This window comes from Micromonospora sp. PTRAS2, assembly GCF_054052245.1.
Map to the genome: position 1 here is coordinate 259,813 of NZ_JBSWBU010000006.1, position 26,271 is coordinate 286,083.

Genomic DNA, 26,271 nt, shown 5'->3' on the forward strand with positions numbered 1-26,271 from the left:
TGGCTTCCCGGTCAGGCCGTGCGCGCCGGGGCGAGGTCGTGCCGGAACGGGACCGGGTGGTCGCGGCCGTGGCCGCGCGCCGCCGACGCCGGGGCGGCCTCGGCCCGGGCCGGGGGACGCCCGCCCGCCGCCAGCACCCGGCGGTACGCGGCGCGCAGGGCCGGACCGGGCTCGACGCCGAGTTCCTCCCGCAGGGTGCGCCGCAGCCGCCGGAACACCACGAGGGCGTCGGCATGGCGGCCGGCCCGGTGCAGCGCCCGGATCAGCAGCTCGTGGACGGGTTCGTGCAGGCAGTTGGCGCGGGCCAGGCCCGCCAGCTCGGCCACCAGCCCGTAGTCGCGGCCACGGTCGAGCAGCAGCCGGGCCCACTGCTCGGCGGCGGCCAGCCGCAGCTCGGTCAACCGCTCCCGCTCCCACTCCAGGTGCGGCGCGCGGAGCCCGGCGTAGGGGTCGCCGTGCCACAACCGCAGCGCGTCGCCCAGCCGCCCGATGGCGCCCTCGGCGTCCCCGGCGGCCACCTTCGCCGCCGCCTCGGCCCGCCAGCGCTCGAAGACCGCCGCGTCCAGCGCGTCGCCGGGCAGCCGCAGCACGTAGCCGTGCGGCGTGGAGGTGAGCAGGTCGCCGGCCGGGGGGCGGGCCGGGTCCGGCTGGAGCCGGCGGCGCAGCCCGCAGACGTACGTGTAGACGCTGCCGACCGCCGTGGCCGGCGGGGAGGCGCCCCACACCGCCTCGACCAGCTCGTCCCGGCCGACCGCCCGGCCGGCGCGGGCGGCGAGCACCGCGAACACGGCCCGCTGCCGCGCCGGGCCGAGGTCGATCTCACTGCCGTGCACCCAGGCGCGGAGCCGGCCCAGGACCGACACCCGTAGGCGCGCCGCGGTCGCTCCGCCGACGGCGACCCGTTCCATCTGTTCTGTCCCCACCATTGCTGACCGCCTTTGCGCAGCTTCGACGAACCGTCTTCCCGGCCGCCGCCGGGTGGACGCCGGAAAACATAGGTCAGCGGTTTACGGCGACGATGGGTCCAAGTGCCCACCGCGGTCGTTGTGGGGGGCCCAATTCGCGGGCCCCGCCGTCGTTTCGCAATGGCGGGGCCGGATCGCCGGACGACAGTTTCCGGCGGGAATGCGCTGTTCGTATCCATGCTGGACACCGGACGGAAACACCGCGTCAATCTGCTCCGGCTCAACTTGCTCCGCTTCCGCCGCGGCCGGTATCGTGCCCGAATCATGGGGACGGGGGACGATGTGGGCGGGAAGGATTCGTCCACAGAGGACGCCGCCGGGTCCGACCGGCACATTCTCCCCCGGGGCGAGGCCCAGCGTCGCGTCCAGCTCGGCGCGCTCCTCGTCGGCGTCGCCGTGGCGACGATCGCCCTGCCGTCTCTGATCATGGGGCCCGGCGACGACGACCCGCCGGCGACGAGCCCACCGCCGATGGCGGTGTCGGCTCCGGCGAGCACGCCCGTCGGCCCACCGGCCTCGTCCGGCTCGCCGACCCCGGTGCCGTCGTCGGCTGCCGCGTCGCCGAGGTCCGGCGCGGCCACGCCCTCCGGCGGCTCCGCGTCGCGTCCCGTTTCCGGGTCGACCGCGTCGGGCACGACGCCTCGCTGCGCCGCCGAACCCGAGGGCAACGACGTCACCCTCACCGCGGCGGTTTCCTGCGGCGTCTACAACGCCGGTTTCGGCAACGGCTGGCGGGCAACCGGCGACGGGCTGAAGCTCCTGCCCGGCTGGAAGGTCCCGGACACCGGCGAGGTCGGCCTGCGGGTGGAGCGCACCCGGCCGGGGCTGCCGCAGACGGAGATGGCGCTGATCGCGGCCCGGCCCGTCCGCATCGACGGTGACGACGTGCTGCGGTTCCGGGTGTGGGGCGGCCGGGACTACGGCACCGTCCTGCGGGTCTCCGTCTCCCCCGCCGGGCGCGGCATGGTCACCGTCAGCGCCGGCGCGGACCGGTGGACCAACTACTCGGTCCGGCTGGGTCAGCTGACCGGCGCCGCCTCGCTGACCCGCATCGACCTGGTGGTGGCCGCCGACGAGGTCCCACAAGTCAACCGGTTCTACCTCGATGACATCGCCATCGTCGGCTGACCGGATCCACCCGGCCACCCAGGTCGAGCGGCTGGCGGCGGTGGCGGCGCTGTGCCGCGCCGTCCTGCTCGGGCGGGCGATCGTCACGGTCACCGCCTCGGCCGCCGGCCTGCTCATCGTCGAGCGCCCGGACCGGCTGCTGATGGTGATCGGCCTCGTCGTGCTGTCGACCACCGTCGAGGTGACCGTGCTCTCCCGGCACCCCCACTGCGTGCGGTTCGTCGGCTCCGCCCTCACCCTCGACGCGCTGCTGCTCGGTGCGGTGCTCGCCCTCCAGGCCGGCGGCGCGGCATTCTTCCTGTTCGCCGCCGGCGGCGCCGCCCTGGCCGGGGTGCTGCTGGGCACCCGCGCCTGGCCGTTGTGGGCGGTGGACGCGCTCCTCGGGTTCATCGCCGCGGCGCGGATCCTGCGCGCCGACGACGTGCCGTCGGAGGTGTCCGCGTTCGTGGTGGCGTTCCCGATGGCGACCGTCGTGACGGGGATCGTCGCCGCGTGGGTGACGCAGGCGACCGTGCGGCACGTGGACATGCTGGTCGACATCATCGGGGTCGCGCAGCGGTCGGCGGCGGCCTCCGAGCGGGCTCGGCTGGCCCGGGAGCTGCACGACTCGGTGGCGAAGACGTTGCGGGGGGTCTCCTTCGCCGCCCTGGCCCTGCCGGCGTCGCTGCGCAGCGGCCCGGAGCTGGCCGAACAGCTCGCCAACGTCGTCGCGGCCGGTGCCGACGCCGCCGCCGGCGAGGCGCGCGACCTGATCGAGGGGCTCCGCCTCGACGACGCCGACCAGGACTTCGCCGCCAGCCTCGACCGGATCTGCCGGGAGTGGTCGGCGGCCACGGGGACGCCGGTGCGGCTGACCGCCGAGGACGTCGACCCGACGGCGGCCGTACGCTACGAACTGAGCCGGATCCTGCGGGAGGCGCTGCACAACGTCGAGCGGCACGCCGAGGCCGGCCGGGTGACGGTCGGCCTCGCGCACACCGGCACGGTGCTCCGGCTGACCATCGAGGACGACGGGAAGGGCTTCGACGTGCCGGCCGACCTCACCGAGCTGCGCGCCAGGGGCCACTACGGCCTGCTGGGGATCGCGGAGCGCGCCCGCACGGTCGGCGGCACGGCCACGGTGCGCTCCAGCCCGGGGCGCGGCCTGACGGTCGAGGTCGGCGTGCCGCGACCCGCGCCGGTCGCCGCGCACCGACCGGCATGATCGACCTCGTCGTCGTGGACGACAACCCGATCGTCCGGGCGGCCGTGCGGGGCTTCCTCGCCGCCGCGTCCGACGTGCGGATCGTCGGCGAGGCATCGGACGGCCGGGAGGCGCTGCGGCTGGTGACCAGCCTGCGCCCGCACGTGACGCTGCTCGACTACCGCATGCCGGTCGCCGACGGGCTTTCGGTCGTCGGCGACCTGAGCGCGCACACCAGGATCCTGGCGTTGACCAGTGACACCGATCCCGGGACCGTCTCCGGGATGCTGCGCGGCGGGGCCGGCGGCTATCTGGTCTGGGGCCAGTTCCGGCCGGACGACCTGCTCGACGCCGTCCGGGAGGTCGCCGCCGGGGGAAGCTGGCTGTCGCCCACCGCGGCCTCCGTCGCGGTCACCGCGCTGCGCCGGCACGAGCCCCCGCCGGACGACGCCCGGGACCGCGACCTGGCCCGGCAGTCGGCGCTGCGCAGGTACGGACTGTCCCGGCGCGAACAGGAGGTGCTCGACCTGCTGGGCACCGGCATCACCAACGCCGCCATCGGCCGCCGGCTGGGGCTCACCGAGAAGACCGTGAAGAACCACCTCAACCACGTCTTCGCGAAGCTCGGCGTCCAGAACCGCACCGAGGCCGTCCTGCTCTGGCTGAACCACGACCACTGATCCACCCCGTCGCTCCCGCCGGTCTGATTCTGCACCGCCCCGAGGCCCGCACTCGTCCAGCCTGGCGCTCGCGTGCAGTCATGTTGCGCGCTCGTACCTCCCCGCCGCCGGGGCGCAGACCCGGCCGGGCCCCCGCTTGTACGGTCCGGTTGCCGCATGGCCCGCAGCGGGCGAGCCGCGCGGGTCGTGCGCCCGTCACCCGACCTCGACGGAAGGTGGAACGCCGTGGTATCCCTGCTCCGAGGCCGCTTCCGTGGTGACCGGGACCCCGGAGGCATCGTCCGGCACACCGTGGGCAACGCCGTGGTGCTGCACGCCGAGGGCGTGATCAGCCCGGAGGCCCAGTCGCTGGCGCTCTCCGTGGCCGAGGACCACGAGAACGACGTGGTGGTGCTGGACCTCGCCGACGGGATGCCGATCACGTCGTGGGAGTCGATGGCCGGGGCGCTGCCCCGCCGCCGCCGGGGCATCCGCCTGATGACCTGCGGTCGCCAGCACGGGCCGGCGGCGATGGCCGGGCAGTGGCTGTCCGAGCGGCTCAACCGCACGGTCGTCGCCCCCGACGGCACCCTCGTCCGGGGGGCGGCCGGATCGCTGTTCGTCCACTCCGCCTCCGACAGCGGCTGGATCCGGTTCCGGCCCGGCCGGGCACCGGAATGGGACTCGAAGCGCTATCCGGCGCCGTCCTGGGACGCCGCCGCCGTGCGGCGTCGCGCGTCCAGCTCGACGGGGGAGATCGAGCCGCTGCCGGGCGGCGTGTGGATCCACGACACCGGCGAGCCGGAGCTGATCGAGCGGCACCGCGACCGGCTGGTGAGCGGCGTGCCGTGCCACCACGAGACGATGACCGTGCTCCTCGGCTGCCCCGGCACCGCGCCGTTGTCGCTCGACGACGTCATGCGGTTCTGGCGCGATCTCGACGCGGACAGCCGCACCCGGGCCCGCTTCGTCCAGTACGGCACCGTCGACCTGCCCGACGGCGAGGCCCTCGGCCAGCGGCTCGCCGACCTCTTCCAGTCCACGGTGGTCTGCTACACCGGGGTGCCGATCGGCACCCCGGACCGGACCGAGTTCCGCACCGTACGCGCCGACGCGTCGCTGGGCTGGCCCGTCTTCGCCAGCGAACTCGGATACGCGCCCCGCTCGCGCCCCCGGTCGGCGGCCCGGTGTCCCGTGGTGCTCAGCCACCGTGGCCCGCTGCGCTGGAGCGACGAGGTGGAGCCGCGCGTCTACTGGTACGCCGCGGACGCCGTGATCGAGGTCGTGCAGGCCGGGCTGTGGATCCGGCCGCCGCAGGTGCCCCCGAACGCCGAGCGGGTCCGCGCCGCGTTCGTCGACCCGGAGCACAGCACCCTGTTCTTCGACGACTCCGTCGAGGAGACCGCCGCCCGGATGCGGGAGCTCGCCGCGGACGTGCTGGCCCGGCTCGACGAGCGCACGGCGGCGGGCAACGTGCTGCTGCCCGCGTCGGCCCTGGCCCCGGAGCCACGGCCCGCCGGACCGGCGCTCGGCGCGCTGAGCCCCGACGGGGATCGGCCGCCGGTCGTGGCGGTCCCGGCCGTCCCGGCGTCACCGGCCGTCGGGGTCCTGCCGCCCGCCCCCACCATCGGGACCGCCGCTGCGGTCGTGGGTGCCGTCGCCGAGGGCCTCGCCGCCGAGGTCGTCGCCGCGATCGAGCCGGTCACGGCCCTCGAGCCGGAGCCGACCGCCGCAGTGCCGATCGCCGCCGGGCCGGAGCCGACCGCCGGGCCGGAGCCGACCGTCGTGCCGACCGCCGCCGCACCGGGACCGGCCACCACCGTGCCGATCGCCGCGCCGATCGTCCCGCCGATCGCCGCCCTGCCGGAGCCGATCGCGCTGGCGGTCGGGCTGGCGCCGGTGTCGCCCGGACCGGCGTCCGCCCCGCCGCCCCCCACGCCGCGCCCGCACGACACCGCCTCCGACGCGACCGGCACCGCCCCCACGCCGCGCCCGCCCGCGCCCGCACCGTCCCCGGTCCGCCGGCAACCCGTCCCCGCTCCGGCGGCGGCGGCGCTGCTGGTCGAGGGACGACCACTGACCGACGAGCGGGCCTGGCTGCGGCGGACGCTGAGCCGCGAGTTCGACCAGCTCGCCAGCTCGGTGGCCCGGTTGCTGTCCGAGCATCCGGGGATGCAGCGCAGCGCCGGGCACGCCGTCGACGAGGTCCTGGCCGACTGGGTGGCCGTCCGCCTCTACCTGTCCCGGCGCGGCGCGGCCATCGACGCGGGCCTGCGCAGCGGGGAGCCCGGACCGCACGTGCCCTTCGCCCGCTGCGCGGTCGCCGGCCTGTCCCGGCTGCCGTCGCACCGGGGCGCCACCGTCTACACGACCACGGCCTCCGACGCCCAGTGGGCGCTCTACCGCCGGGGCGGGCTGGTCACCGAGTGGGGCTTCGTCAACGCCCTCACCGCGCCGTGCGCCGGTCAGGACGGCGACGTGGACGTGCTGCTGTGGTCGATGACCGCGCGCCGGACCGCCCTGCTCGAACCCGGCGGCGAGGAACGCGCCGACGACCGGGTGCTGTTCGTGCCCGGCACCAGCTTCAAGATCCTTGAGGTACGCCGCCCTGAGGGCGGCCGGCGCGGTCACGTCATGATGCGGGAGCTCGGCGCCAACGAGATCGACCCCGACGGGCGGGTCGACCCCCACCGGCTGTCCCTGGACGAGCTGGCCCTGACCACGCTGCGGCGCGGGGTGGACCGGTGGGCCGGGGCCGAACCCGCCACGCGGGTGGGCCCCGGGGCGGCGGGCCGGTTCGCCGCGCTGCCCGGCCTCGTCGTCGGTGCGGCGCGATGAGCGGCGAGGTGCTGGTGGTCGGCGGCGGCCGCCCGAACGCGTACCCGAGCATCGGCTCCGCGCTGTCGCGGGCCCGCCCGGGCACGACCATCGCGGTGCACGCCGGGCGCTACAGCGAGAGGCTCGTTGTCGGCAACAGCGTCACGATCGCCGCCGAGGACGGCGTCGGCACCGTCGAGGTGCACGTCGAGGAGGGCAGCGTCCTGGTCGGCAACGGCACGGGGGCGCAACTGCGCGGCATCGTGCTCTCCAGCGCGGACGACCGGCTCGCCGCCGTGGACGTGCACTCCGGGCAGGTCGCGCTGGACAACTGCGCCGTCCGGGGCGCCGCGTGGGTGGCGCTGCTGGCCCGGCACGAGGGCTCCATCGCGCTGCACGGCTGCACGGTCGGCAGCACGGGTGGCGCCGGCATCGTGGTCACCTCGGAGCGGCTCAGCACGGTCGAGGACACGGTGGTCACCGACGTCAGCTCGTCCGGCATCGTGGTCGCCGAGAAGGGCGTGCTCACCCTGCGGCGCAGCGCCGTGCGCAGCCCCGGCGACAACGGCATCTGCGTCAACGGCGACGCCCGCTGCGTCATCGAGGAGTGCGAGATCACCGGTGCGGGCAAACCCGCGCTGGTGGTGGAGCAGCGCGGGCACGCCCGGGTCACCGGGCTCACCGTGCGCGACAGCCGCAACGTCGACCTCTACGTCCGCGGCGAGGTGGACGTGACGGTCACGGGCTCCGAGTTCGCCGGCGCGCAGGTGCAGGCGGCGCACGTGGCCGACGGCGCCACGCCGCACTTCCACGACTGCCTCTTCCGCTCGGCGGGCGGGGCCGCCGTGCACGTCACCGGCGGGGCCCGCCCCCGCTTCACCGACTGCACGGTCGCCGACTCCCCGGTCGGCGTCCAGGCCGACGGCGGGAGCCGGCCACGGTTCGACGGCCTGACCGTGCACGGCACCGGCGAACACGTCGCCAGGGTCGTCGGCGGCGCCGACGTCGAGCTGGGGCGGCTGCGCGCGGACCGGTTCGCCGGCGCCGGCCTGCTGGTCGACGGCGCGACGGTCGAGGGCACGGACCTGCGGGTGGACGGCGGCGCGGGGGTCGCCGTCGAGGTCCGCGGCGGGGGCGTCGCGACGGTGTGCGACGCGCGGCTCTCCGGCGGCGGCGAGCACGCCGTCACGGTCGGCGGCGGGTCCACCCTGGGGCTCGAATCGGCCCGGCTGCGGGGCGCCGGACTGCTCGCCGTGGACGCGGCGACCGTCACCGTACGCGACTGCGAGATCGTGGCGGCATCGGGCACCGCGCTGACCGCCGGGGACGGGGTGGTCCTCACGGCCGCTCGTACCCGGATCCGCGACGCCGGCGGCACCGGCGTGCTGCTGGGCCCCGGCAGCAGCGGCACCCTCACCGAGTGCGAGGTGCTGGACAGCGCCGGCGACGGGGTCGGCGTCGACACCGGCCTGCCGGTCGAGCTGACCCGTTGCACGGTGCGGGGCAGCGCCGGGGAGGACCTGCGCCGCGGCGCGGACGCCCGGGTGGCGCTGCGGGACACGGAGGACCCCGTTCGCGCGCCGGGCCACTCCCCCCGCCCGCCCGACGCGTCCCCGGCCGACGACGGGCCGCCGACCCCACCGCCCGGCGCGGAGTCGCCGGCCGGGGCGCTGGGCGAACTCGCCGGCCTGATCGGGCTCAGGGGCGTCAAGCAGGAGGTCAGCGCCCTGGTCAACCTCATCCGGATGGCGCAGGCACGGCAGCGGATGGGCCTGCCGATGCCGCCGATGAGCCGGCACCTCGTCTTCGCCGGCCCGCCGGGCACCGGCAAGACCACGGTGGCCCGGCTCTACGGCTCGGTCCTGGCCGAACTCGGCGTCCTGACCAAGGGACACCTGGTCGAGGCGGCCCGGGCGGACCTGGTCGGGCAGTACATCGGATCGACTGCGATCAAGACCACCGAGCTGGTCACCAGTGCGCTGGGTGGGGTCCTGTTCGTCGACGAGGCGTACACGCTCTCCGCCGGCTCGGGCGGGTCCGGGCCGGACTTCGGCCAGGAGGCCATCGACGCGCTGATGAAGATGATGGAGGACCACCGCGACGAGCTGGTCGTGATCGTGGCCGGCTACTCGGAGCTGATGGGGCGGTTCCTCGACTCCAACCCCGGCCTGGCCTCCCGGTTCACCCGGACCGTCGAGTTCCCGAACTACTCGGTCGACGAGCTGGTCACGATCACGTCGAACCTGTGCGCCAAGCACTACTACGAGCTGACCGACGACGCCCACGACGCCGTGACCCGCTACTTCGAGCGGGTGCCGAAGGGGCCGACGTTCGGCAACGGCCGGGTCGCCCGCAAGCTGTTCGAGGCGATGATCAACAACCAGGCGTCCCGGCTGGCGGCCCTGCCGCCGGGCCGGGACGTCGCCCTGAACCGCCTGACCGCTGCCGACCTGGGGCCGGAGCTGGCCCTGCTCGACGAGCTGCCGACGCCGGCCGACGCCGCGCCCGACGCGGCGGCCGACCCGGCCGGCGCGGTCGACGCGACCCACGGCTGGCGGCGGATGGGCGAGCTGGTCGGCGGCGGGGCCGTGCGCGAGGCCGCGGCGGCGACCCTGGTGGAGCTCTGCCGGCTACGCGGCCGTCACCGGTCGATCGGCAGGGCCGGCAACGTCGTCATCACCGGCCGGCGGGGCGACGGCCGCACCGAGTACGCCCGGCACTACGCCGCGGCGCTGTCCGAGCTGGGCCTGGTGTCGACCGGCCAGCTGGTCCGGGTGTCGGTGGCCGGCGAGCTCGCGCCGCAGTGGCCCGGCCAGGCCCGCCACCTGGTCCGGGCGGCGGTCCGCGACGCGCGGGGCGGGGTGCTCGTCGTCGAACACGCCCACGCCGAGGCCGCCGCCGAGGTGCTGGAGGCGTTGGTCGACGAGATGCGCGACAACCCGGCCGACCCGCTGGTGGTCCTGATCGGCGAGGAGCCGGCAACCGACGGGGTGCCGGGGCTGGCGGACGCCTTCGGCCGGCACTGGCGGGTGCCGCCGCACTCGGCCGCCGAGCTGGGCGAGATCGCCGTACGGCAGCTGCTGCGCCGGGGACACGAGGTGCCCGACGACGTCCGCGCGGCGATCGCGGACCTGGCCGCGCGGCTGGCCGAGCCCACCGTACGCGGCGCGCACCTGCTCGCCGCCGGCCTGGCCCGCACCGCCGCGTCGCGTACCCTCGCCGTGGCCGACCTGGTCGGCGTGAGCTGGAGCCCGCAGCCGACGGGCGGCCTGGCCGCGGTCGGCTGAGGGCGGGCCCGTTGGACGCCGAGGACTTCGCCGGGGACCTGTTCCTCGCCCTGGCCACGCAGGGCCGCCTGGAGCTGGACGCGGCGGTGGCCGACGAGGCCGTCGCCGGGCTGCGGCGCACGCTGGACGTCGTCGTGGAGCGGATGCGGATCCTGCGGGTGTGGGAGGGCGGGGCCCGTCCCGCCGTGTGCGACCTGCCGCCGGGGCTCGCCCAGGCCGTGGTGGACGTCGTCTTCGCCGAGCAGCTGACGCCCGGCCGGCTGGAGCACGCCGCCCGGGAGCTACCCAAGTACATCGAGGCCCTCCGGCTCGCCCGCCGGCCGCCGCGGTGAGCCGCCCGCCGGGATCGTGAAGGGTTCGTGAAGACGCCCTGCCGAGACTTGGTCGCGTGCCGAGTCACCGGGAGGTTGTTGTGGAACAGGTCAGGGTCGCCGTGCACGCGACGGATCCGCTGAGCCGGGCCGGCGTCGGCGACTACCTGCGGCATCGCGCCGACGTGACCCTGCTCGACGACGGGCGGCAGGACGAGGCCGACGTGCTGCTCGTCGTCGCCGACCGGCTCACCACCGACGTCGTGGCGGTGCTGCGGCGCAACGCGGCCGGATCCGGCGCGCCCACCGTCCTGATCGCCAACGAGATCAGCCAGACGGAGTTGATCACGGCGGTCGACTGCCGGGTGGTGGCGATCCAGCCCCGGGCGGCGATCACCACGGACCGGCTCGTCGACAGCCTGGTGGCGGCCCGCGACGGCGGCGGGGTGATGCCCCCGAACCTGGTCGGCGAGCTGCTCAAGCACATCGAGCGGCTCCAGCGCGACGTGCTCACCCCGCACGGCCTGACCGCCTCGGGCCTGAACGCGCGGGAGATCGACGTGCTCCGCCTGATGGCCGAGGGCCTGGACACCAACGAGATCGCCAGCCGGCTCTGCTATTCCGAACGCACCGTCAAGAACGTCATCTACGGCTTCACGCACCGCCTCAAGCTGCGGAACCGCTCGCACGCGGTCGCGTACGCCCTCCGTGCCGGGATGATCTGACCACTGCCGTCGGCTGCGGGTCGCCCCCGCGTCGCGGCTCGTGCGCAACGGCGCCGGATCACTGCTGCTCCCCGCACGAGCGGCGGGCCACCAGTGCCGGCTCGAAGACGATCTCGACCGCGTCCTCGGGGGCCTCGACGACGAGTTCGGCCGCCCGCCGACCCATCTCGTAGGAGGGCTGGTCGACCACGGTGATCCCGAGCGTGGCCGCCCAGGGGAAGTCGTCCATCGTCAGGAACGCGACGTCGTCGGGGATGGCGACGCCGCGGGCCACCAGCGCCGAGTAGACAGCGACCGTCAACCAGCCGGCGGTGCAGACGATCGCGTCCAACGGCTTCCCCCGGGCCTGCCCGGCGGCGAGAAGCGCACCGACGGCCAGGTCCACCCCCTCCTCGTTCTCCGCCACGGTCACCGCCTCCTCGGGCAGCGGCAGGCCGGCGTCGGCCAGCCCGCGCCGCAGGCCCGCCGTGCGCTCGACCTGGGACGGCCGGGGCCCGGAGGAGACGACGCCGACAGCCGACCGCCCGCACCGGGCCAGGTGCGCGGCCATGAGCCGGCCCGCCCCGACGTTGTCCAGGCTGATCGAGTGCATGCCGGGAACGGGGTCGGGCACGGTGCGGGCGACGATCACACACGGCGTGCCGCGCTCGGCCATCCGCCGGGTCAGCTTGTCGGAGGCCTCGCCGGTCGTCACGACCAGACCCCGGACGCGCTGCTCGTCCATCGCCCGCACCTGTGCCACGTCGAGGTCGACGTGGCGGAACGTGTTCGCGAACATCACGAGGCTGTCGTTCGTCGCCGCCACCTCCTCGATGCCCCGCATGAGATCCAGGTAGAAGGGGCTGCTCAGGTCACGGATGACCACTCCGATCGTGCTGGAGCGCCCGGCGAAGATGCTCCTGGTGAGCGCGTTGGGGGTGTATTCGAGACGGGTGACCGCCTCCCACACCCTCGTGGCTGTCGCCTCGGCGACGGTGCCGCCGTTGATGACCCGGGAGACCGTGGCCGTGGACACGCCGGCGTGCGCGGCGACGTCGCCGATGGTTACTCGCCTTCCCATGCCTCGCAGATTCCTCTCCACCTGGTGTCGGTCAGCCGGTGACGCGCCGGCCGTCGCGGACCACGACCCTGCCGCCGATCATGACGATCCCCACCCGGGTCAGCTCCGCGGGGTCGGTCACGACCAGATCGGCGATCGCGCCCGGCACGACCCGGCCCCGCCGGGACGCCAGGCCGGGGATCGCGTCCGCGACATTGGCGGTGGCCATGGCGACCGCCGCCGGCAGGCCCACCACGCCTTCCCTGGTGCAGCGGTCGATCGCCAGCAGGATCGGGTCGTGGTGGCCGCCCGCGTAGTCGGTCGAGATGGTGTCCACCACCTGCGCGGCGAACATGGCGTAGAGCAGGTCCGGGCTGGGGGTGAGCCGCTGGGCGCCGAACGTGTCCAGGGTGGAGACGTCCACGATCGCCCCCGCCTCCTTGAGTCGCTCGGCGTGCTCGACCGCCTCGCGCAGTTCGAAGCTCGAATGGTTGGAATGTCCGGCAATCAACCTTACGTCGGTCTTCGCGATCGAGGTGACCTGGGTCATCGACGCCGCCGCGTTGTGCACCAGCACCGGCACGCCGTGCACCCGGGCCTGGTCGGCGGCCTCGGCGAGCCCGCGCAGGGCGATGTCGAAGGCCGGCAGCACGATGCCCGAGACGATCTCCCGGACGTCCTCGACCGACAACCTGCCGATCAGCCCCGCGGCCGCGAGCGCCTCCTCGACCGCGTCCTGGTCGAACGCCGACGCCGAGATGTGCCGGCCCAGCACCGCGATCTTCAGGCCGTTCGCCTGGCGGGGGGTGATCGTCACCCCGGTACGCCTGCGCACCTCCGCGGGGATGTACATGTAGCTCGCCCCGCCACCGCCCAGGGTGTGCCCCGCCCCGATCTCACCGAGTGCGACCGCGCCGGCGGCCACGGCCTGTCCCGCGCCGAACCGGCGGTTCGCCTCGGTGAGACCACCGCCGTCGGCGATGGTGGCCGCCTCCAGACAAGCCGGGGTGTTGCACGAGGCGAGCCGGACGTTGACCGGATGCGCCTCGTCGGTGCTCGCAAGTTCCTCGGCGGTGACGAAGCCGTCGACGCAGAGGACCGTCGTCGTGCCTTCGAGAAGGTGGCGGTCGAGATTCGCCCGTACCTGCTCGTGCGACAGGCGCTCGTGGCCGCTCGGGAACAGCGGCCCGTACGCGGTGCCGTGGGTGTGGTTGTTGATCAGGCCGGGAAGCACCAGCATGCCGGTGGCGTCGACGATCTCGTCCACCGCCTCGTAGGTCTCCGCCGGCCGCGAGGGGACGATCTCGACGACCACGTCGCCCTCGACGACGACGTCGACCCCCCGCTGCTGTTCCGTTCCCTGGCCGTCGATCAGATCGCAGGCGTGCAGGACGGTCGTGGCCACAGTCTCTCCCTTCCGTGCTTCGGGGTCAGGGTCAGAACCGCTCGAACCGGAACGCGGCCAGGGCGTCGTCCCGGTTCTCGCCGAGGGCCTCGGCGGCGACCAGGTCGCCGGCGTGCACGCTCAGGGTCGCCCCGCTGTGCGAGACGGCGAAGTGGAAGTTGGGCAGGTCGACCACGCGGCCCAACACCGGCAAGCCGTCACCGGGGATGGGGCGCTCGCCGACCCGCACGCTCTCCACGACCACGTCCCGCATCCCCGGGTACAAGGCACGGCCGGCAGCGAGCACCTTGTCGACCGCCCGTTGGTCGACGCTGGTCTCACCCCTGTCGTCGAGGTGCGCCGCGCCGTCGATCTCGTGGGTGTGCAGCAGGAGCCGTCCGCCGCCGTCGGGACGCAGGTGGACGCCGGGCGCGTGGACGACGCGGGACACCGCGACCGCGGCCGGAGACGTGTAGACGAGCACGCCCCGGGTGTTGCGCATCGGCAGGTTCAGCCCCGCCAGGCCGGCGATCCGGTCGGCCCCCGGCCCCGCACAGTTCACGACCGCGTCCGTGACGATCTTCCGCCCCGAGGCGAGGTGCACGGACCGGACCAGGCCGTCCGTCACCTCAAGGCCGGTGACGGCATCGTCTCGCACCAGCTCCGCGCCGGCGACGACCGAGGTCGAGAGCAGGTGGCCGATCAGCCGGGTCGGCTCGATCCAGCCCTCCTGCGGGAAGTAGGCGATCCCGTCGTCGGGCAGCTCGGCGGGGCTCATGTCCGGCTCCAGGCGCAGCGCCTGCGCCCGGGTGAGCCAGCGCGCCTCGTACCCGTAGGCGAGGACGCCCTCGACCTTCCGGCGCAGCTTCGCGCGCCCGGCCTCGTCGTCGGCCCATTCCAGGTTGCCGCCCTCGTGGTACCAGTCGCTCAGTGGCACCTCGGCCGCCAGCCTGCGGTGTGCCGCCATGCTCGCGACGCTCAGGTCATGGTACGGCCGGGGCTGCTTGCCGCAGGAGTTGGTCCAGGAGAACGTCGCGCCGGAGGTGCCGCCGGCCGGCGCCGCCGCGTCGACGACGGTGACGCGGGCGCCGCGTCGGGTCAGCGCGGCGGTCACCGCCGCGCCATAGACGCCAGCGCCGATGACGACTACGTGCTCAACCATGGTGATCTGGGTTCCGTTTCTCTCGGGAGACAGGTCGGGTCGCTGACGGGGAACAGCGGGGCGGCCGGTGGTCAGCTCGGCAGCGCACGGGCGATGCCCGGCGGGATCACGACGGATGCCTCGCCGCCCGGGGCCGGGATCCCCCGGCTGCCCGGGTCGGGCACGGCCACCCGCAGCCGCAGCGCCTCCGCGACCCGCACCACGACGGTCGCGACGCTGCCCTCGTTGACGACCTCCGTCACCCGGCCGTCGAGCGTGACGCCGGCCGGGGCGGGTGGATCGGTGGGACCGACGAGCCGCAGCGCCTCCGGTCGCAGCAGGAGCTGCACGGACGCCCCGGTCTCGGGAGCCTCCGCCCCCACGACCCGCGCGCGGACGGGGTGCGCCGCGCCGGGCAGCCGCACCGTGCACTCGGCCGCACCGGGCCCGGCACCCGTGCAGGTGCCGGTGACGAGGTTCGACTGGCCCACGAAGCCGGCCACGAACGAGTTCACCGGGTCGTGGTAGATCTGCTCGGGCGTACCGAGTTGTTCGATGCGTCCCGCACGCATCACCGCGATCCGGTCGCTCATCACCAGCGCCTCGGTCTGGTCGTGGGTGACGAACACCGACGTGATGCCGAGTTCGCGTTGCAGGTGCTTGATCTCCAGGCGGAGCTGCTCGCGTAGCTTGAGGTCCAGGTTGGACAACGGCTCGTCGAAGAGCAGGACCTTCGGCCGGACGACGATCGCCCTCGCCAACGCGACGCGCTGTTGTTGCCCGCCCGAGAGCTGGCCGGGTGCGTCCCCCTCGCGACCGGCCAGGCCGACCCGCTGGAGGGCGTCCGCGACCAGCGTCCGGATCTCCTCCGGACGCCGCCGGCGCATCCTGAGCCCGTAACCGACGTTCTGCCCGACGGTCAGGTGTGGAAAGAGCGCGTACTGCTGGAAGACCATGGCGGTGTCGCGCCGGTCCGGCGGCTGCCGGCTGACGTCCTGCCCGTCGAGCAGGATCCGCCCCCGGTCCGGGGTGAGGAACCCGGCGATCATGTTCAGCGTCGTCGTCTTGCCGCAGCCCGATGGGCCCAGCAGGGTCAGGAACTCGCCGGGACGCACGTCGAGGTTCAGGTCGTCGACGGCCACCGATGCCCGGAACTGCTTCCGGATGCTGTGCAGGACGACACCGAAGCCGCCGGAGGCCGCCGCCTCGGACGCGCGAGCCGACGGCTCGGCGCTGGTTCGCGTTGGTGCGATCATGTGGATTCTCCGTGGATGAAGTCGGTCAGGCGCACGAACCGGGAGGCCGCACCCGCGATCGCGCAGATGCCGACGACGCTCGTCACCGCCACGCAGGCCAGGGTGGGGGAATACTGGTACTCCATGTACTGGAGCAGCCGGATGGGCAGGGTGTTCGCGTCCCGGGAGGTCAGAAACAGCGACAGTTCGACGTTGTTGAAGGACACGATGAACGCGAACAGGGCTCCGGCGAACATCCCGGACCGCATCAGCGGCAGCGTCACCGTGTGAAAGGCCCGCCAGGCCGAGGCCCCGAGGTCGCGGGCGGCCCGTTCCCAGACCGGGTTGACGCCGAGCAGGCTGACCCCGACCGTCCGCAGCACGAAGGGGATCCCGATCAGCGCGTGCGTCGCCACCAGCAGGACCGGTCCGATCAGCCGCCGCGCGTCGAGCACGGAGACGAGTTGGACCACGGCGAGGCTGATCACGATCTCGGGCAGCAGCAGTGGGGCCGCGAGGAACCCCTCGAGGAACCGCCTCCCGCGGCCGGTGTCCCGGGCCAGGGTGTAGGCCGCGGCCGACCCCAACACCAGCGCACACACGGCGGATCCCAGGGCCACCTGTGCCGACAGGGCCATCGGAAGCAGCCACTCCCGGGTCAGCGCCGCGCTCCACCAGCGCAGCGACAGGCCGCTGGGCGGGAAAGCCGGGTAGGTGTCGGGCTGGATCGAGGTCCAGACCACCATGAGCATCGGCACGGCGATGAACCCGAGGATCAGGACGAGCAGCACGCCGCGCAGGACGATCCACGTACCGCGGTGCCGGAGGGCGGCACGGAGCACCCGGGTGTTCATCCGAGCCTCCCCCGGGGCCGGCGGCCGATCACCAGCAACGCCGAGACGGTCACCGCGCCGACCGCGAGGATGACCACGGAGATCGCCGCCGCCTGTCCCCATTCGAGGCTGACCACCATCCGGTCGCGCACCAAGGTGGCGAGGGTCTGCACCCGCCCGCCGCCGAGCACTGCGGCCGAGGCGTAGGCGCCGAGGCTGATCGCGAAGGTCAGGGTGAAGCCGGCGATCAGGCCCGGGCGGATCAGCGGCAGGGTGATCCGGTAGAACGTCGTCACGGGGCCGGCGCCCAGATCGCGGGAGGCCAACTCCAGGCGGGGGTCGACGCTCTGCAAACTCGACATGGCGGTGAACACCGCGAAGGGCAGCAGAACGTGGGCGAGACCGAGGATCACCGCGAACCGGGAACCGATGAGGGGTACCGGCGAGTCGATCAGCCCGGCTGCGAGCAGGGCCTTGTTGACCAGGCCGTCGTCCTGGAGCAGGACCAGCCATCCGTAGGTCCGGACGACGACGCTGGAGACCAGGGGTGAGATCACGATGAGCAGGACGAGTGTCCGCAACCGGGATGCCGACCGGACCAGGAAGTGCGCGACCGACAGCCCGGCCGTCATGCAGACGCAGCCCACGGTTCCCGACATCCACACCGTCTCCCAAAGGACGGACCGGAAGTAGCCGTTGCCGAACAGCTCGGCGTAGTTGGCGGCCGTGAGCGGGCCGGTCAGCGTCGCGCCGTCGTAGGTGAGGACGCTGCTGGCCAGGAGGATCGCCGTCGGGATCGCGAAGGTCGCCAGCACCCAGACCGTCGCGGGCAGGGCCAGCCACGGGAACGCCGACCGGAAGCCGGCTCGCGTGGCAGTGGTGGAGGGCCGGCTGGGGCTTCGAGCCGGCGGGATCGCCGTGGACGCCGTCACCGTACGGCCTCCGCCCACTGCTGTCCCCACGCGGTCCGGTTCCGCATGACCTTCGCCGCGTCGGCGATCCTGGTTCTCTCGAGCTGCTCGGGCGTGGTGATGTGCTTGGCGGCGAACTCGGCCGGGAAGTCCAGGCCGGTGATCGCCGGCCCCACGTGGTAGGCCAGCGCCCAGCGGCGCTGGACGTCCGCGGAGAGCCAGTAGTCGACGAACGAGTAGGCGGCCTCCTTGTGGGCGGCGCCGACGGGAATGCCCAGTGCACCCAGCAGCGCGTAGGTGCCCTCCCTGGGGACGGTGTAGTCGTAGTTGGTGGTCCGCGCGTAGATGGCTGCCCGCCCGTCGAAGTAGGGGAACGCGGTCGCGGTGCCCTTCTGCATGAACGGCACCGCCTCGGCCGAGGCCTGCGGCGTGGCGAGCGCGTGTTTCGCCAGCTCGGTGATCCGCGCGAAGCCGGGGGCCGTGTCGTCGATCCCGCCGCCGTCGAGTTCTGCGGCGTTGAGCATCGCGTAGACACCCAGGACGTTCGCCGGGTTGAAGATCAGCGTGCCGGAGCGGTAGCGCGGTTCCCACATGACGTTCCAGCTCGTCGGCGGCTGCGCGAAGGTCTTCTTGTCGTACATGAGCACCACCTGCTGGACCTCCTGGATGGCCCCGGCTCGATACGTGTGCTCGCGCAGCTTCGGCGGCAGGTTCGCCAGGTTGGGCACCTGTTCCGGGGTCACTTCGGCCAGGAGTTTGTCGATGCCGCCCTGGTAGAGCTCCATGCTGGTCATCACGGCCACGTCGAAGCCCGGGTTCCCCTTCGACGCCCGGATGGCCGCGTACTGCTCCGACGCGGATCCGCCGGCGGTGTACTGGATGCGGATCCCGGTCTTCTCCGTGAACGGCTTGGCGATGGTCTCCTCGAAGAGTTGCTGGTATTCGGCGCCGTAGCCCTCGACGAGCAGGACGTCGCCCGCGCCGTCGTCGACGCTCGTCGAGGTGCAGGCGGCGAGCGTGACGGAAAGAAGTCCGAACATGAGCGCGACGGGGAGTGACCTTCTCATGTTGTGCGCCCCTCTGAAGGAGTGATGTAACTAGTTTCACGTAACTAGTTACACACCTAAGCACACGCCGTCCGAGGGAGTCAACACCTGAGGTTTGCGCACTTCAACGGGCCCGCGCGGGGCGCCGGTTCCTCGCGTCGCTCCTGGCGCAGCCGCTGACCTACGACAGGCCGAGAGCGCGCCGGCGCGCTCACCGTCCCGTGGCAACCGCCGCGACGGCGGCGTGCGGCCGGCGGACGGCGTCGCCGGGCTGATGCAGGCGCTCGACCTCCGTGAAGCCGGCGCGCGCCAGCCGCGCACAGAACTCGTCGACGGGCCAGCGCCAGGCGGTCACGACCTTGTGGTCGAAGGCGGCGACCTCGTCACCGACGAAGATGCCGGCCACCAACGTCCCGCCCGGGGCGATGACCCGCCGGAACTCGGCGAGCACGCCGTCGAGGTCCGGCGGCGGCAGGTGGATCACCGAACCCCAGGCCAGGATGCCGGCGACGCGGTGATCGGCGATGGCAAGCCTCTCCATCGACCCGAGCAGCCACCGGCCGCCCGGGTGGGCCGCCCGCGCATGGTCGACGAACTCGCCGACCATGTCGACTCCTGTCGCGTCGGCGCCCAGCGAGCGGAGGTGAGCGGTGAGGTGGCCGGGCCCGCAGCCCAGGTCGAGCACCGGGCCGGGGCAGCCCGCCAGGTGGCGTTCGATGAAGGCGAGATCGTCGGCGTGCACCTGTCCCGTCGTCCCGAACAGTCCGATGTAGAGCTCCGCCAGGGACGCGTACGCCCGCCGGACCTGTCCCATGTCCACCACCCCACCCTAGGGCGATTTGACACCCCCGATAGCTAACAGTTATCTATTACCGGTCTACGAAGGGTGGGGCCGGGTGCAGGACGTGGTGCTGGCCATGCTGGCCAAGGAGCCGGCGTACGGCTACGACCTGCGCAGCCGGTTGCGGGCCGCGCTCGGCCCCCTCGGCGAGACGATGAACGCGGGGCAGATCTACGTGACGCTGACCCGGCTGGCCAAGGCGGGGCTGGTGACCTCGCAGCGCGTGGAGGGGCTGCCGGACCGGCCCGACCGCCGGGTCTACGCGTTGACCCCGGCCGGGCAGCAGCGGGTCGCCGCCTGGCTGGCCGAGGTGCACTGGCCGAGGCCCGACCTCACCGAGTTCCACCTCAAGCTGGTGGCCGCCGCTGCCGCCCGGCTCGCCGACCCGGTGGATCTGGTCGACGCGCAGCGGCGTGAGATGCTGCGCCGCCTGCGCGACGCCCAGCGGGCCGCGTTGGACCGGGCGGTGGACCCGGTCGTCGGGTTGCTGTTGGAGGGGGTCGTGTTGCGGCTGCGGGCCGACCTGGAGTGGCTGGAAGCGTGCGAGCGGACCTGGACCGGGCGTGACCAGGCCGGGCAGGAGGGAAAGCGATGACCGAGGGCAGCGGGGGCACGCCGGGTGGCGCCGCATGACCGGGCCGGCGGTGCTGCGGGCCCGCGCGGTGAGCAGGTGGTACGGCCGGGACAGCGCCCTCGTGCGCGCGGTCGACGACGTCGACCTGGAGGTGCCGGCGGGGCAGACGCTGGCCATCATGGGTCCCAGCGGCTGCGGCAAGTCGACCCTGCTGCACCTGCTCGGCGGGCTGCAACGCCCCACCCACGGCGAGATCGTGCTGGCCGGGCAGCGGGTCGACGCCATGAGCGAACGCGCCCTCGCCCGGCTGCGGCGACAGCACATCGGCTTCGTCTTCCAGTCGTTCCACCTCATGGACGAGCTGACCGCCGTGGAGAACGTCGAGCTGGCCGCGCTGCTGGCCGGGCGGTCTCCCCGCCGGGCCCGGCAACGCGCCCTGCACCTGCTGGACCGGGTCGGGCTCGCCGACCGCGCCCGGCACCTGCCGTCGGCGTTGTCCGGCGGGCAGCGGCAGCGGGTCGCGATCGCCCGGGCGTTGAGCAACGAGCCGCTGGTCGTGCTGGCCGACGAGCCCACCGGAAACCTGGACAGCGCCGCCACCCTGGAGGTGCTGCGGCTGTTCGAGGAGCTGCGCGCGGCGGGGCAGACCCTGGTGGTGGTCACCCACGACGCGCGCATCGCCGCGGTCGCCGACCGGGTGATCTCCATGCGGGACGGGGCGTTCGCCGACGACAGCCGGTTCGCCGCCGGCACCGCCGGCCGCGCGGGCACCGGCACCGTCTACGGCGGGGGGCGCTGAGATGACGGGGCGTCTGCTGCTCGTGTGTCGGCTGCTGGCGCGGGACCTGCGCCGACGCCGCGTCGAGACCGCACTGCTGCTGCTCGCCATCAGCGCCGCGACCGCGACCCTGACCCTCGGCCTCACCCTGAACGACGCTCTCGCGAAGCCGTACGAGCGGACCCGGGCCGCCACCGCCGGCCCCGACGTGGTGGCGACGCCGGCCGCGTCGGGCCCGGCAGCCCTGGCCGCCCTCGCGCCGCTGGCCACCGCGCCCGGCGTCACCGCGCACAGCGGACCGTACCCGATCGGCTATCTGATGCTGACCGCCCGAGGCCGGACCGTGCAGGCCGTCGTCCAGGGCCGCGACGACTCCCCGGCGACCCTGGACCGGCCGGCGGTGACCGGCGGCACCTGGGTACGCCCCGGCGGCGTGGTCGTCGAGCACGCCTTCGCCGCCGCCCTCGACATGCGCATCGGCGACACGGTCAGCATCGACCGCCACCCCCTGCGGGTGGTCGGGACCGCGGTGACCGCCGCCCGCGCCGTCTACCCGCGCGCCGACTGGCGCGCCGATGCGGGCAGCCCCCTGACGGAGAGCGCCGGCCTGGTGTGGGTCGACCGCGGCGAGATCTCGGCGCTGGCCGGCGCACGGCCCCTGTCGTACGCCCTGAACCTTAGATACGCGGACCCGCACGTCGGCACCTCCTTCACCCACAAGCGCGAAGACGGAATCGAGTACACGAGCTGGACAGGGATCGCCGAGGCGAACGGCAGGCTCGTCACGGGGGCGCGGCTGGCCCTGCTGGTCGGCAGCTGGCTGCTCACCGCCCTCGCGGTGGTCGGCGTCGCCAACATCGTCGCCGGCCGCATCGCCGACCAGCGTCGCCGGGTGGGGCTGCTCAAGGCCGTCGGCGCCGGACCGGCCATGGTCGCCACCGTCCACCTCGCCGAACACCTCGTCGTCGGGCTCGCCGCCGCCGGCACCGGCCTCGCCGCCGGCTGGCTCGCCGCGCCGGCGCTGACCGACCCCGGCGCCGGGCTCCTCGGCGCCACCGGGACCCCGCCACCCGGGCTGCGCGCCGTGGTCGCCGGCACCGCCCTCGCCCTCGCCATCGCCGCCGCGGCGACGCTGGCGCCCGTGCTCCGCGCCGCCACCACCGACACCGTCCACGCCCTGGCCGACGCCGCCACGCCACCCCGGCGGCGCGGATGGCGCGTCTGGCTGTCCCGCCGGATGCCCACCGCCCTGCTGATCGGGGTACGCGTCAACGCCCGCCGCCCCCGCCGCGCCCGCCTCGTCATGGTGAACACCCTGATCACCACGACGGGCCTCGCCGCCCTGCTCATGGGCCTGCGGCAGGACCGGCAGGTCGGGCTCGGCGGGGCGGAGCTGGCCAACCCCCGCGACGCCCGGACCATCCAGGCCATGCTGCTCGTCATCGGCGTGCTGTGCGTCCTCGGGCTGGTCAACGCCGTCGTGAGCACCTGGACCGCGGTCCTCGACGCCCGCCACCCCCTGGCCGTCGCCCGCACGCTCGGTGCCACGCCGGCGCAGGTGACCATGGGGATGGCGGTGGCGCAACTCCTCCCCGCCACGCTCGGCGTCGCCGTCGGGGTCCCGGCCGGCATCGGCCTGTACCTGGTCGTCAGCGCGGGCGAGCAGCGGTACGCACCCGTCTCCTGGCTGCTCGCCATGGCCTGCGCGGTGCTGCTCGCCGTCGCCGCGCTCGCCGCCGTCCCCGCCCTGGCCGCCGGGCGGCGGCCCGTCGCCGACGTCCTGCGGTCCACCCCGGCCTGACCGGCCGTCGCGACGGCCCGCCGCACCCGGTTGAGCTATAACGACCTGATGGGAACAAGGCCGACGCTCGTCGTCGTCAGCGGACCGTCGGGGGCGGGCAAGACGACACTCGCCCACCTGCTCGCCCGGCGGATCGGGTGCCCGGCGATCTGTCGGGACGAGATCAAGGAGGGCATGGTCCACGCGGCCGGCGACTTCGTCGCCGCACCGACCGACGAGCTGAGCCTCCGGACCCTGCCCACGTTCTTCGAGGTGCTGCGGCTGCTGTTGACCGCAGGCGTCACGACGGTCGCCGAGGCGGCCTTCCAGGACCGCCTCTGGCGCCCCGGCCTGCAGCCGTTGCTCGGGATCGCCGACGTCCGGGTGGTGCACTGCCAGGTCACCGCGCAGGCGGCCTTCGACCGCGTCCGGCGACGGCAGGACGAGAACGCGACCCGGCGGGCCCACGCCGACGCGTACCTCGGTGACCGGCAGACCCACGCCCTCGGCCACCGGGGCTTCCAACCCGTCCGGCTCGCCGTGCCCGAGATCGAGGTGGACACCAGCGACGGCTACCGCCCGGGGCTCGACGAGATCGCCGCCTTCGTGAACGCCGGCCGATGAGGCGCTGCCGCCCGCACGCCGCACGGAGGGGAAGTCACGGGTCGATGAGCCCCTCGGCCAGCAGATCGCCCCACAGGGCGTCGGGCACCGGCGTGGCGGCGAGCTGCACGTTGCGGTCGACCTGTTCGGCGTTGCCCGCGCCGAACAGCACGGAGACGACGGCCGGATGCCGCGCCACGAAGGCCATGGCCGCCTGCGGCAGGCTCACCCCGTGCGCGCGGCACACCTGCGCGATCCGCACCGCCCTGGCGTACGTCGCGTCCGGCACCGGCCCGTAGTCGTACGTCCGTCCCGGTGGCTCGGTGGCGAGGATGCCGCTGTTGAAGACCCCGGCGGCGAGCACACCGACCGCCCGTTCCCGGCACCGGGGCAGCAGCGTACGCGCTGCCGACTGGTCGAGCAGGGTGTAGCGGCCGGCGAGCATCACGGCGTCGATGTCGGTGTCGGTGACGAACCGCTCCAGCATCTGCCACTGGTTCATCCCGACGCCGATCGCGCCCACCACGCCCTGGTCACGCAGCTCGTGCAGGGCCGGGTACGCCTCGTCGACCGCCTGCCGCCAGTGCTCGTCCGGGTCGTGGATCAGCACGACGTCCACCCGGTCGAGGCCCAGCCGGGCGAGGCTGGACTCCAGCGACCGGCGTACCCCGTCGGCGCTGAAGTCCCAGCGGCGCGCGTGGTCGGCGGGTACGTCGAACCCGCCGGCGTCGTCGCGCAGGTGCGCGGTCTGCGGCGACGGCACCAGGATCCGGCCGACCTTCGTGGAGACCGTGAACTCCGCGCGGGGCCGGCCCGCCAGCGCCGCGCCGAGCCGGCGCTCCGACAGGCCGAGGCCGTAGTGCGGGGCGGTGTCGTAGTAGCGGATGCCGGCCTGCCACGCGGCCTCGACCGCCCGGCGGGCCGTGTCGTCGTCGACCGCCCGGTACAGGTTGCCGATCCCGGCCGCGCCGAACCCCACTGTCGTGACCGGGGCCGACGAGCGCCCCAGGCGGGTGGTCCTCATGACGTCTCCTCGTTGCCGGGTCGGGGGTGGGTGCTCGGCGGGGGGCCTCCGGCGGCGGCCGGCCGGACGCGCAGGCCGTGCACGCCGCCGTCGACGGCGAGCACGGTCCCGGTGGTGGAGGCGGCCAGCGGGCTGGCCAGGTAGGCGATCGCGGCGGCGACCTCGTCGGCGGCGACCAGCCGGCCCATGGGCTGGCGGGCCCGCAGGGCGGCGAGCTCGGCGGCCGGGTCGGCGGCGGAGTCGAGCAGCCGGCGCACCCAGGGGGTGTCGGCGGTGCCCGGGTTGACGCAGTTGACCCTGATCCCCTCCGCGACGTGGTCGGCGGCCATGGCGAGGGTCAACGCCTGCACGGCGCCCTTCGTGGCGCTGTAGAGCGCCCGGTCGGGCAGACCCACGGTCGCCGCGATGGAGCAGGTGTTGACGACGGCCGCGCAGGCGGAGGCCCGCAGGTGGGGCAGGGCCGCCCGGGTGACCCGGACGATGCCCACCACGTTGACGTCGAAGACCCGGTGCCACTCGTCGGACGGATTCGCCTCGACGGACCCCTGCGCGCCGACGCCGGCGTTGTTGACCAGGATGTCGATGCCGCCGAGGTGGTGGGCCGCGGCGGCGACGGCCTCGGTCACCGACGTGTCGCTCGTGACGTCGCAGCGCAGGCCGTGCAGCGGGGCCGGCACCCCGAACGGGTCCAGGTCGAGGCAGGCGACGGCCGCCCCCCGCCCGGCGAGCATGCGGGCGGTGGCCAGGCCGATGCCGGAGGCACCGCCGGTCACCACGGCGGTCAGTCCGGTGAACTCGCCGGTCATGACTCTCCCCACTCGGTCCGGACGCGGCCGTCCCGGCCGGCGTGGTCGCTCATCGTCTCCTGTCGAAGCATCGCACCGAAACCCCGGCGCCGCAGTCACCACCGGTCGCCCATTTCCCATGACCCAGGGGGGTTATCGTGGTGACGCCCTCCCCCACCAGCGACGGAGACCCCAGTGTCCCTGCACAAGCTCGGCTTCCTCACGATCGGCCTCTTCGACGAGGCGGATCCCCTGGCGGGCCACGAGGCGACGCTGAACCTCATCGAGCTCGGCGAGCAGCTCGGCTTCGACAGCGCCTGGGTGCGCCACCGCCACCTCCAGTTCGGCATCTCCTCGCCGGTGGCCGTGCTCGCGGCCGCCACGCAGCGCACCCGCCGCATCGAGCTCGGCACCGCAGTCATCCCGCTCGGCTGGGAGAACCCGCTCCGCCTCGCGGAGGACCTGGCCACGGTAGACGTCCTCTCCGGCGGCCGGTTGAACCCGGGGGTCAGCGTGGGCCCGCCGATGCACTACGACCGGGTACGGCACGCACTGTATCCGGACACCGGCGACGCCGAGGACTTCGGCCACACCCGGGTCCGTCGGCTGCTCGACCTCGTACGCGGGGAGCCGGCCAGCGACCTCGACGGCGTCGAGGGATTCGAGGCGTACTCCCGCCGGGTGCAGCCGTACTCCCCCGGCCTGATCCACCGGATGTGGTACGGCGCCGGCAGCCTCCGGTCGGCGCGCTGGGCCGGCGAGCAGGGCATGAACCTGCTGACCAGCAGCGTGGTCAAGGCCGAGGAGGCCACCGAATTCGACGACATCCAACTCGCGCACATCCGCGCGTACCGCGCCCACCACCCGGCCGGGCCCGCCGCCCGGGTGTCGCAGGGGCTGGTGGTCATTCCCACCGACAGCGCCACCGCCGAGCAGCGCGCCCGCTACGAGGAGTACGTCCGTCGGCGCGCCCCCCGGACGGCGGCGCCGCAGGGGCCGCAGCGGATGGTGTTCGCCCGCGACCTGATCGGGCCGTCCGACCGGATCGCCGAGGAACTGACCGCCCTCGCCGCGTTCCGGGAGGTCGACGAGGTGGCCTTCGCCCTGCCCTTCACCTTCGACCACGCCGACTACGTGCAACTGCTCACCGACATCGCGACCCGGCTGGGCCCCCTGCTCGGCTGGCGCCCGGCACGCTGACCCCGCCCGCCGGGAAGCGCCG

The 26,271-nt window shown here is 74.3% G+C and carries 23 protein-coding genes; 12 read left to right on the forward strand and 11 right to left on the reverse strand.

Annotated features, from left to right (window positions below):
- Positions 1 to 11: 11 nt before the first annotated feature.
- Positions 12 to 926, reverse strand: a complete 915-nt coding sequence (locus ACVMYR_RS20920; protein ID WP_457122485.1) for an AfsR/SARP family transcriptional regulator — start codon at positions 924 to 926, stop codon at positions 12 to 14.
- A 303-nt stretch (positions 927 to 1,229) separates the two neighbouring features.
- Between ACVMYR_RS20920 and ACVMYR_RS20925 the strand changes: the two genes are divergently transcribed.
- From ACVMYR_RS20925 to ACVMYR_RS20955, 7 genes are all read left to right on the forward strand, one after another.
- The gene (locus ACVMYR_RS20925) at positions 1,230 to 2,093 is read left to right on the forward strand and encodes a hypothetical protein (protein ID WP_457122486.1); all 864 of its coding nucleotides are present in this window, start codon (positions 1,230 to 1,232) and stop codon (positions 2,091 to 2,093) included.
- Complete coding sequence (locus ACVMYR_RS20930) at positions 2,071 to 3,297, forward strand: sensor histidine kinase (protein WP_457122487.1); 1,227 nt, start codon at positions 2,071 to 2,073, stop codon at positions 3,295 to 3,297. Before ACVMYR_RS20925 ends, ACVMYR_RS20930 begins: the two co-directional genes overlap by 23 nt.
- Positions 3,294 to 3,956, forward strand: coding sequence for a LuxR C-terminal-related transcriptional regulator (locus ACVMYR_RS20935; protein ID WP_077937371.1), 663 nt, complete (start codon positions 3,294 to 3,296; stop codon positions 3,954 to 3,956). The genes ACVMYR_RS20930 and ACVMYR_RS20935 overlap by 4 nt, the downstream gene beginning before the upstream one ends.
- Positions 3,957 to 4,181: 225 nt before the next feature.
- A complete protein-coding gene (locus ACVMYR_RS20940) occupies positions 4,182 to 6,773 on the forward strand; it encodes a hypothetical protein (protein WP_457122488.1) in 2,592 nt (863 codons plus the stop codon).
- Entirely contained in the window at positions 6,770 to 10,039 is a 3,270-nt protein-coding gene (locus ACVMYR_RS20945) for a right-handed parallel beta-helix repeat-containing protein (protein WP_457122489.1), read from the forward strand. The genes ACVMYR_RS20940 and ACVMYR_RS20945 overlap by 4 nt, the downstream gene beginning before the upstream one ends.
- An 11-nt stretch (positions 10,040 to 10,050) precedes the next feature.
- Positions 10,051 to 10,371, forward strand: coding sequence for a hypothetical protein (locus tag ACVMYR_RS20950; protein WP_228986943.1), 321 nt, complete (start codon positions 10,051 to 10,053; stop codon positions 10,369 to 10,371).
- Between the two features lie 80 nt (positions 10,372 to 10,451).
- Positions 10,452 to 11,075: a response regulator transcription factor gene (locus tag ACVMYR_RS20955; RefSeq protein ID WP_457122490.1), complete on the forward strand. Its 624-nt coding sequence runs from the start codon at positions 10,452 to 10,454 to the stop codon at positions 11,073 to 11,075.
- Between the two features lie 58 nt (positions 11,076 to 11,133).
- Here the strand turns inward: ACVMYR_RS20955 and ACVMYR_RS20960 are convergent, their stop codons facing one another.
- From ACVMYR_RS20960 to ACVMYR_RS20995, 8 genes are all read right to left on the reverse strand, one after another.
- A complete protein-coding gene (locus ACVMYR_RS20960; protein ID WP_457122491.1) occupies positions 11,134 to 12,135 on the reverse strand; it encodes a LacI family DNA-binding transcriptional regulator in 1,002 nt (333 codons plus the stop codon).
- 31 nt (positions 12,136 to 12,166) lie between these two features.
- Entirely contained in the window at positions 12,167 to 13,519 is a 1,353-nt protein-coding gene (locus ACVMYR_RS20965; RefSeq protein WP_457122492.1) for a hypothetical protein, read from the reverse strand.
- A 31-nt stretch (positions 13,520 to 13,550) separates the two neighbouring features.
- Positions 13,551 to 14,660 (reverse strand): NAD(P)/FAD-dependent oxidoreductase, encoded by a 1,110-nt coding sequence (locus ACVMYR_RS20970; RefSeq protein WP_457122493.1) that lies wholly within the window; start codon positions 14,658 to 14,660, stop codon positions 13,551 to 13,553.
- A 71-nt stretch (positions 14,661 to 14,731) separates the two neighbouring features.
- A complete protein-coding gene (locus ACVMYR_RS20975) occupies positions 14,732 to 15,895 on the reverse strand; it encodes an ABC transporter ATP-binding protein (protein ID WP_457122494.1) in 1,164 nt (387 codons plus the stop codon).
- On the reverse strand, positions 15,892 to 16,728 hold the full coding sequence (locus ACVMYR_RS20980; protein WP_457122495.1) for an ABC transporter permease: 837 nt from the start codon (positions 16,726 to 16,728) through the stop codon (positions 15,892 to 15,894). Before ACVMYR_RS20980 ends, ACVMYR_RS20975 begins: the two co-directional genes overlap by 4 nt.
- A complete protein-coding gene (locus ACVMYR_RS20985) occupies positions 16,725 to 17,639 on the reverse strand; it encodes an ABC transporter permease (protein WP_457122496.1) in 915 nt (304 codons plus the stop codon). The genes ACVMYR_RS20980 and ACVMYR_RS20985 overlap by 4 nt, the downstream gene beginning before the upstream one ends.
- Entirely contained in the window at positions 17,636 to 18,658 is a 1,023-nt protein-coding gene (locus ACVMYR_RS20990) for an extracellular solute-binding protein (RefSeq protein WP_457122497.1), read from the reverse strand. The genes ACVMYR_RS20985 and ACVMYR_RS20990 overlap by 4 nt, the downstream gene beginning before the upstream one ends.
- A gap of 217 nt (positions 18,659 to 18,875) precedes the next feature.
- Positions 18,876 to 19,478, reverse strand: coding sequence for a class I SAM-dependent methyltransferase (locus ACVMYR_RS20995; RefSeq protein ID WP_457122541.1), 603 nt, complete (start codon positions 19,476 to 19,478; stop codon positions 18,876 to 18,878).
- Positions 19,479 to 19,560: 82 nt separating this feature from the next.
- Here ACVMYR_RS20995 and ACVMYR_RS21000 point away from each other — a divergent pair, with 82 nt between their 5' ends.
- Genes ACVMYR_RS21000 through ACVMYR_RS21015 form a run of 4 tightly spaced genes read left to right on the forward strand, consistent with a single transcriptional unit; the run spans position 19,561 to position 23,261 of the window.
- On the forward strand, positions 19,561 to 20,100 hold the full coding sequence (locus tag ACVMYR_RS21000) for a PadR family transcriptional regulator (RefSeq protein WP_457122498.1): 540 nt from the start codon (positions 19,561 to 19,563) through the stop codon (positions 20,098 to 20,100).
- A gap of 34 nt (positions 20,101 to 20,134) precedes the next feature.
- Positions 20,135 to 20,878, forward strand: a complete 744-nt coding sequence (locus ACVMYR_RS21005; RefSeq protein WP_077937362.1) for an ABC transporter ATP-binding protein — start codon at positions 20,135 to 20,137, stop codon at positions 20,876 to 20,878.
- A 1-nt stretch (position 20,879) separates the two neighbouring features.
- A complete protein-coding gene (locus tag ACVMYR_RS21010; protein ID WP_457122499.1) occupies positions 20,880 to 22,658 on the forward strand; it encodes an FtsX-like permease family protein in 1,779 nt (592 codons plus the stop codon).
- Positions 22,659 to 22,706: 48 nt separating this feature from the next.
- Complete coding sequence (locus ACVMYR_RS21015; RefSeq protein WP_077937360.1) at positions 22,707 to 23,261, forward strand: AAA family ATPase; 555 nt, start codon at positions 22,707 to 22,709, stop codon at positions 23,259 to 23,261.
- 34 nt (positions 23,262 to 23,295) lie between these two features.
- Here the strand turns inward: ACVMYR_RS21015 and ACVMYR_RS21020 are convergent, their stop codons facing one another.
- On the reverse strand, positions 23,296 to 24,264 hold the full coding sequence (locus tag ACVMYR_RS21020) for an aldo/keto reductase (RefSeq protein ID WP_396788366.1): 969 nt from the start codon (positions 24,262 to 24,264) through the stop codon (positions 23,296 to 23,298).
- A complete protein-coding gene (locus ACVMYR_RS21025) occupies positions 24,261 to 25,070 on the reverse strand; it encodes an SDR family NAD(P)-dependent oxidoreductase (protein ID WP_077937358.1) in 810 nt (269 codons plus the stop codon). Before ACVMYR_RS21025 ends, ACVMYR_RS21020 begins: the two co-directional genes overlap by 4 nt.
- A gap of 174 nt (positions 25,071 to 25,244) precedes the next feature.
- Here ACVMYR_RS21025 and ACVMYR_RS21030 point away from each other — a divergent pair, with 174 nt between their 5' ends.
- Positions 25,245 to 26,249 (forward strand): LLM class flavin-dependent oxidoreductase, encoded by a 1,005-nt coding sequence (locus ACVMYR_RS21030; RefSeq protein ID WP_396788365.1) that lies wholly within the window; start codon positions 25,245 to 25,247, stop codon positions 26,247 to 26,249.
- The last annotated feature ends 22 nt before the right edge of the window (positions 26,250 to 26,271 follow it).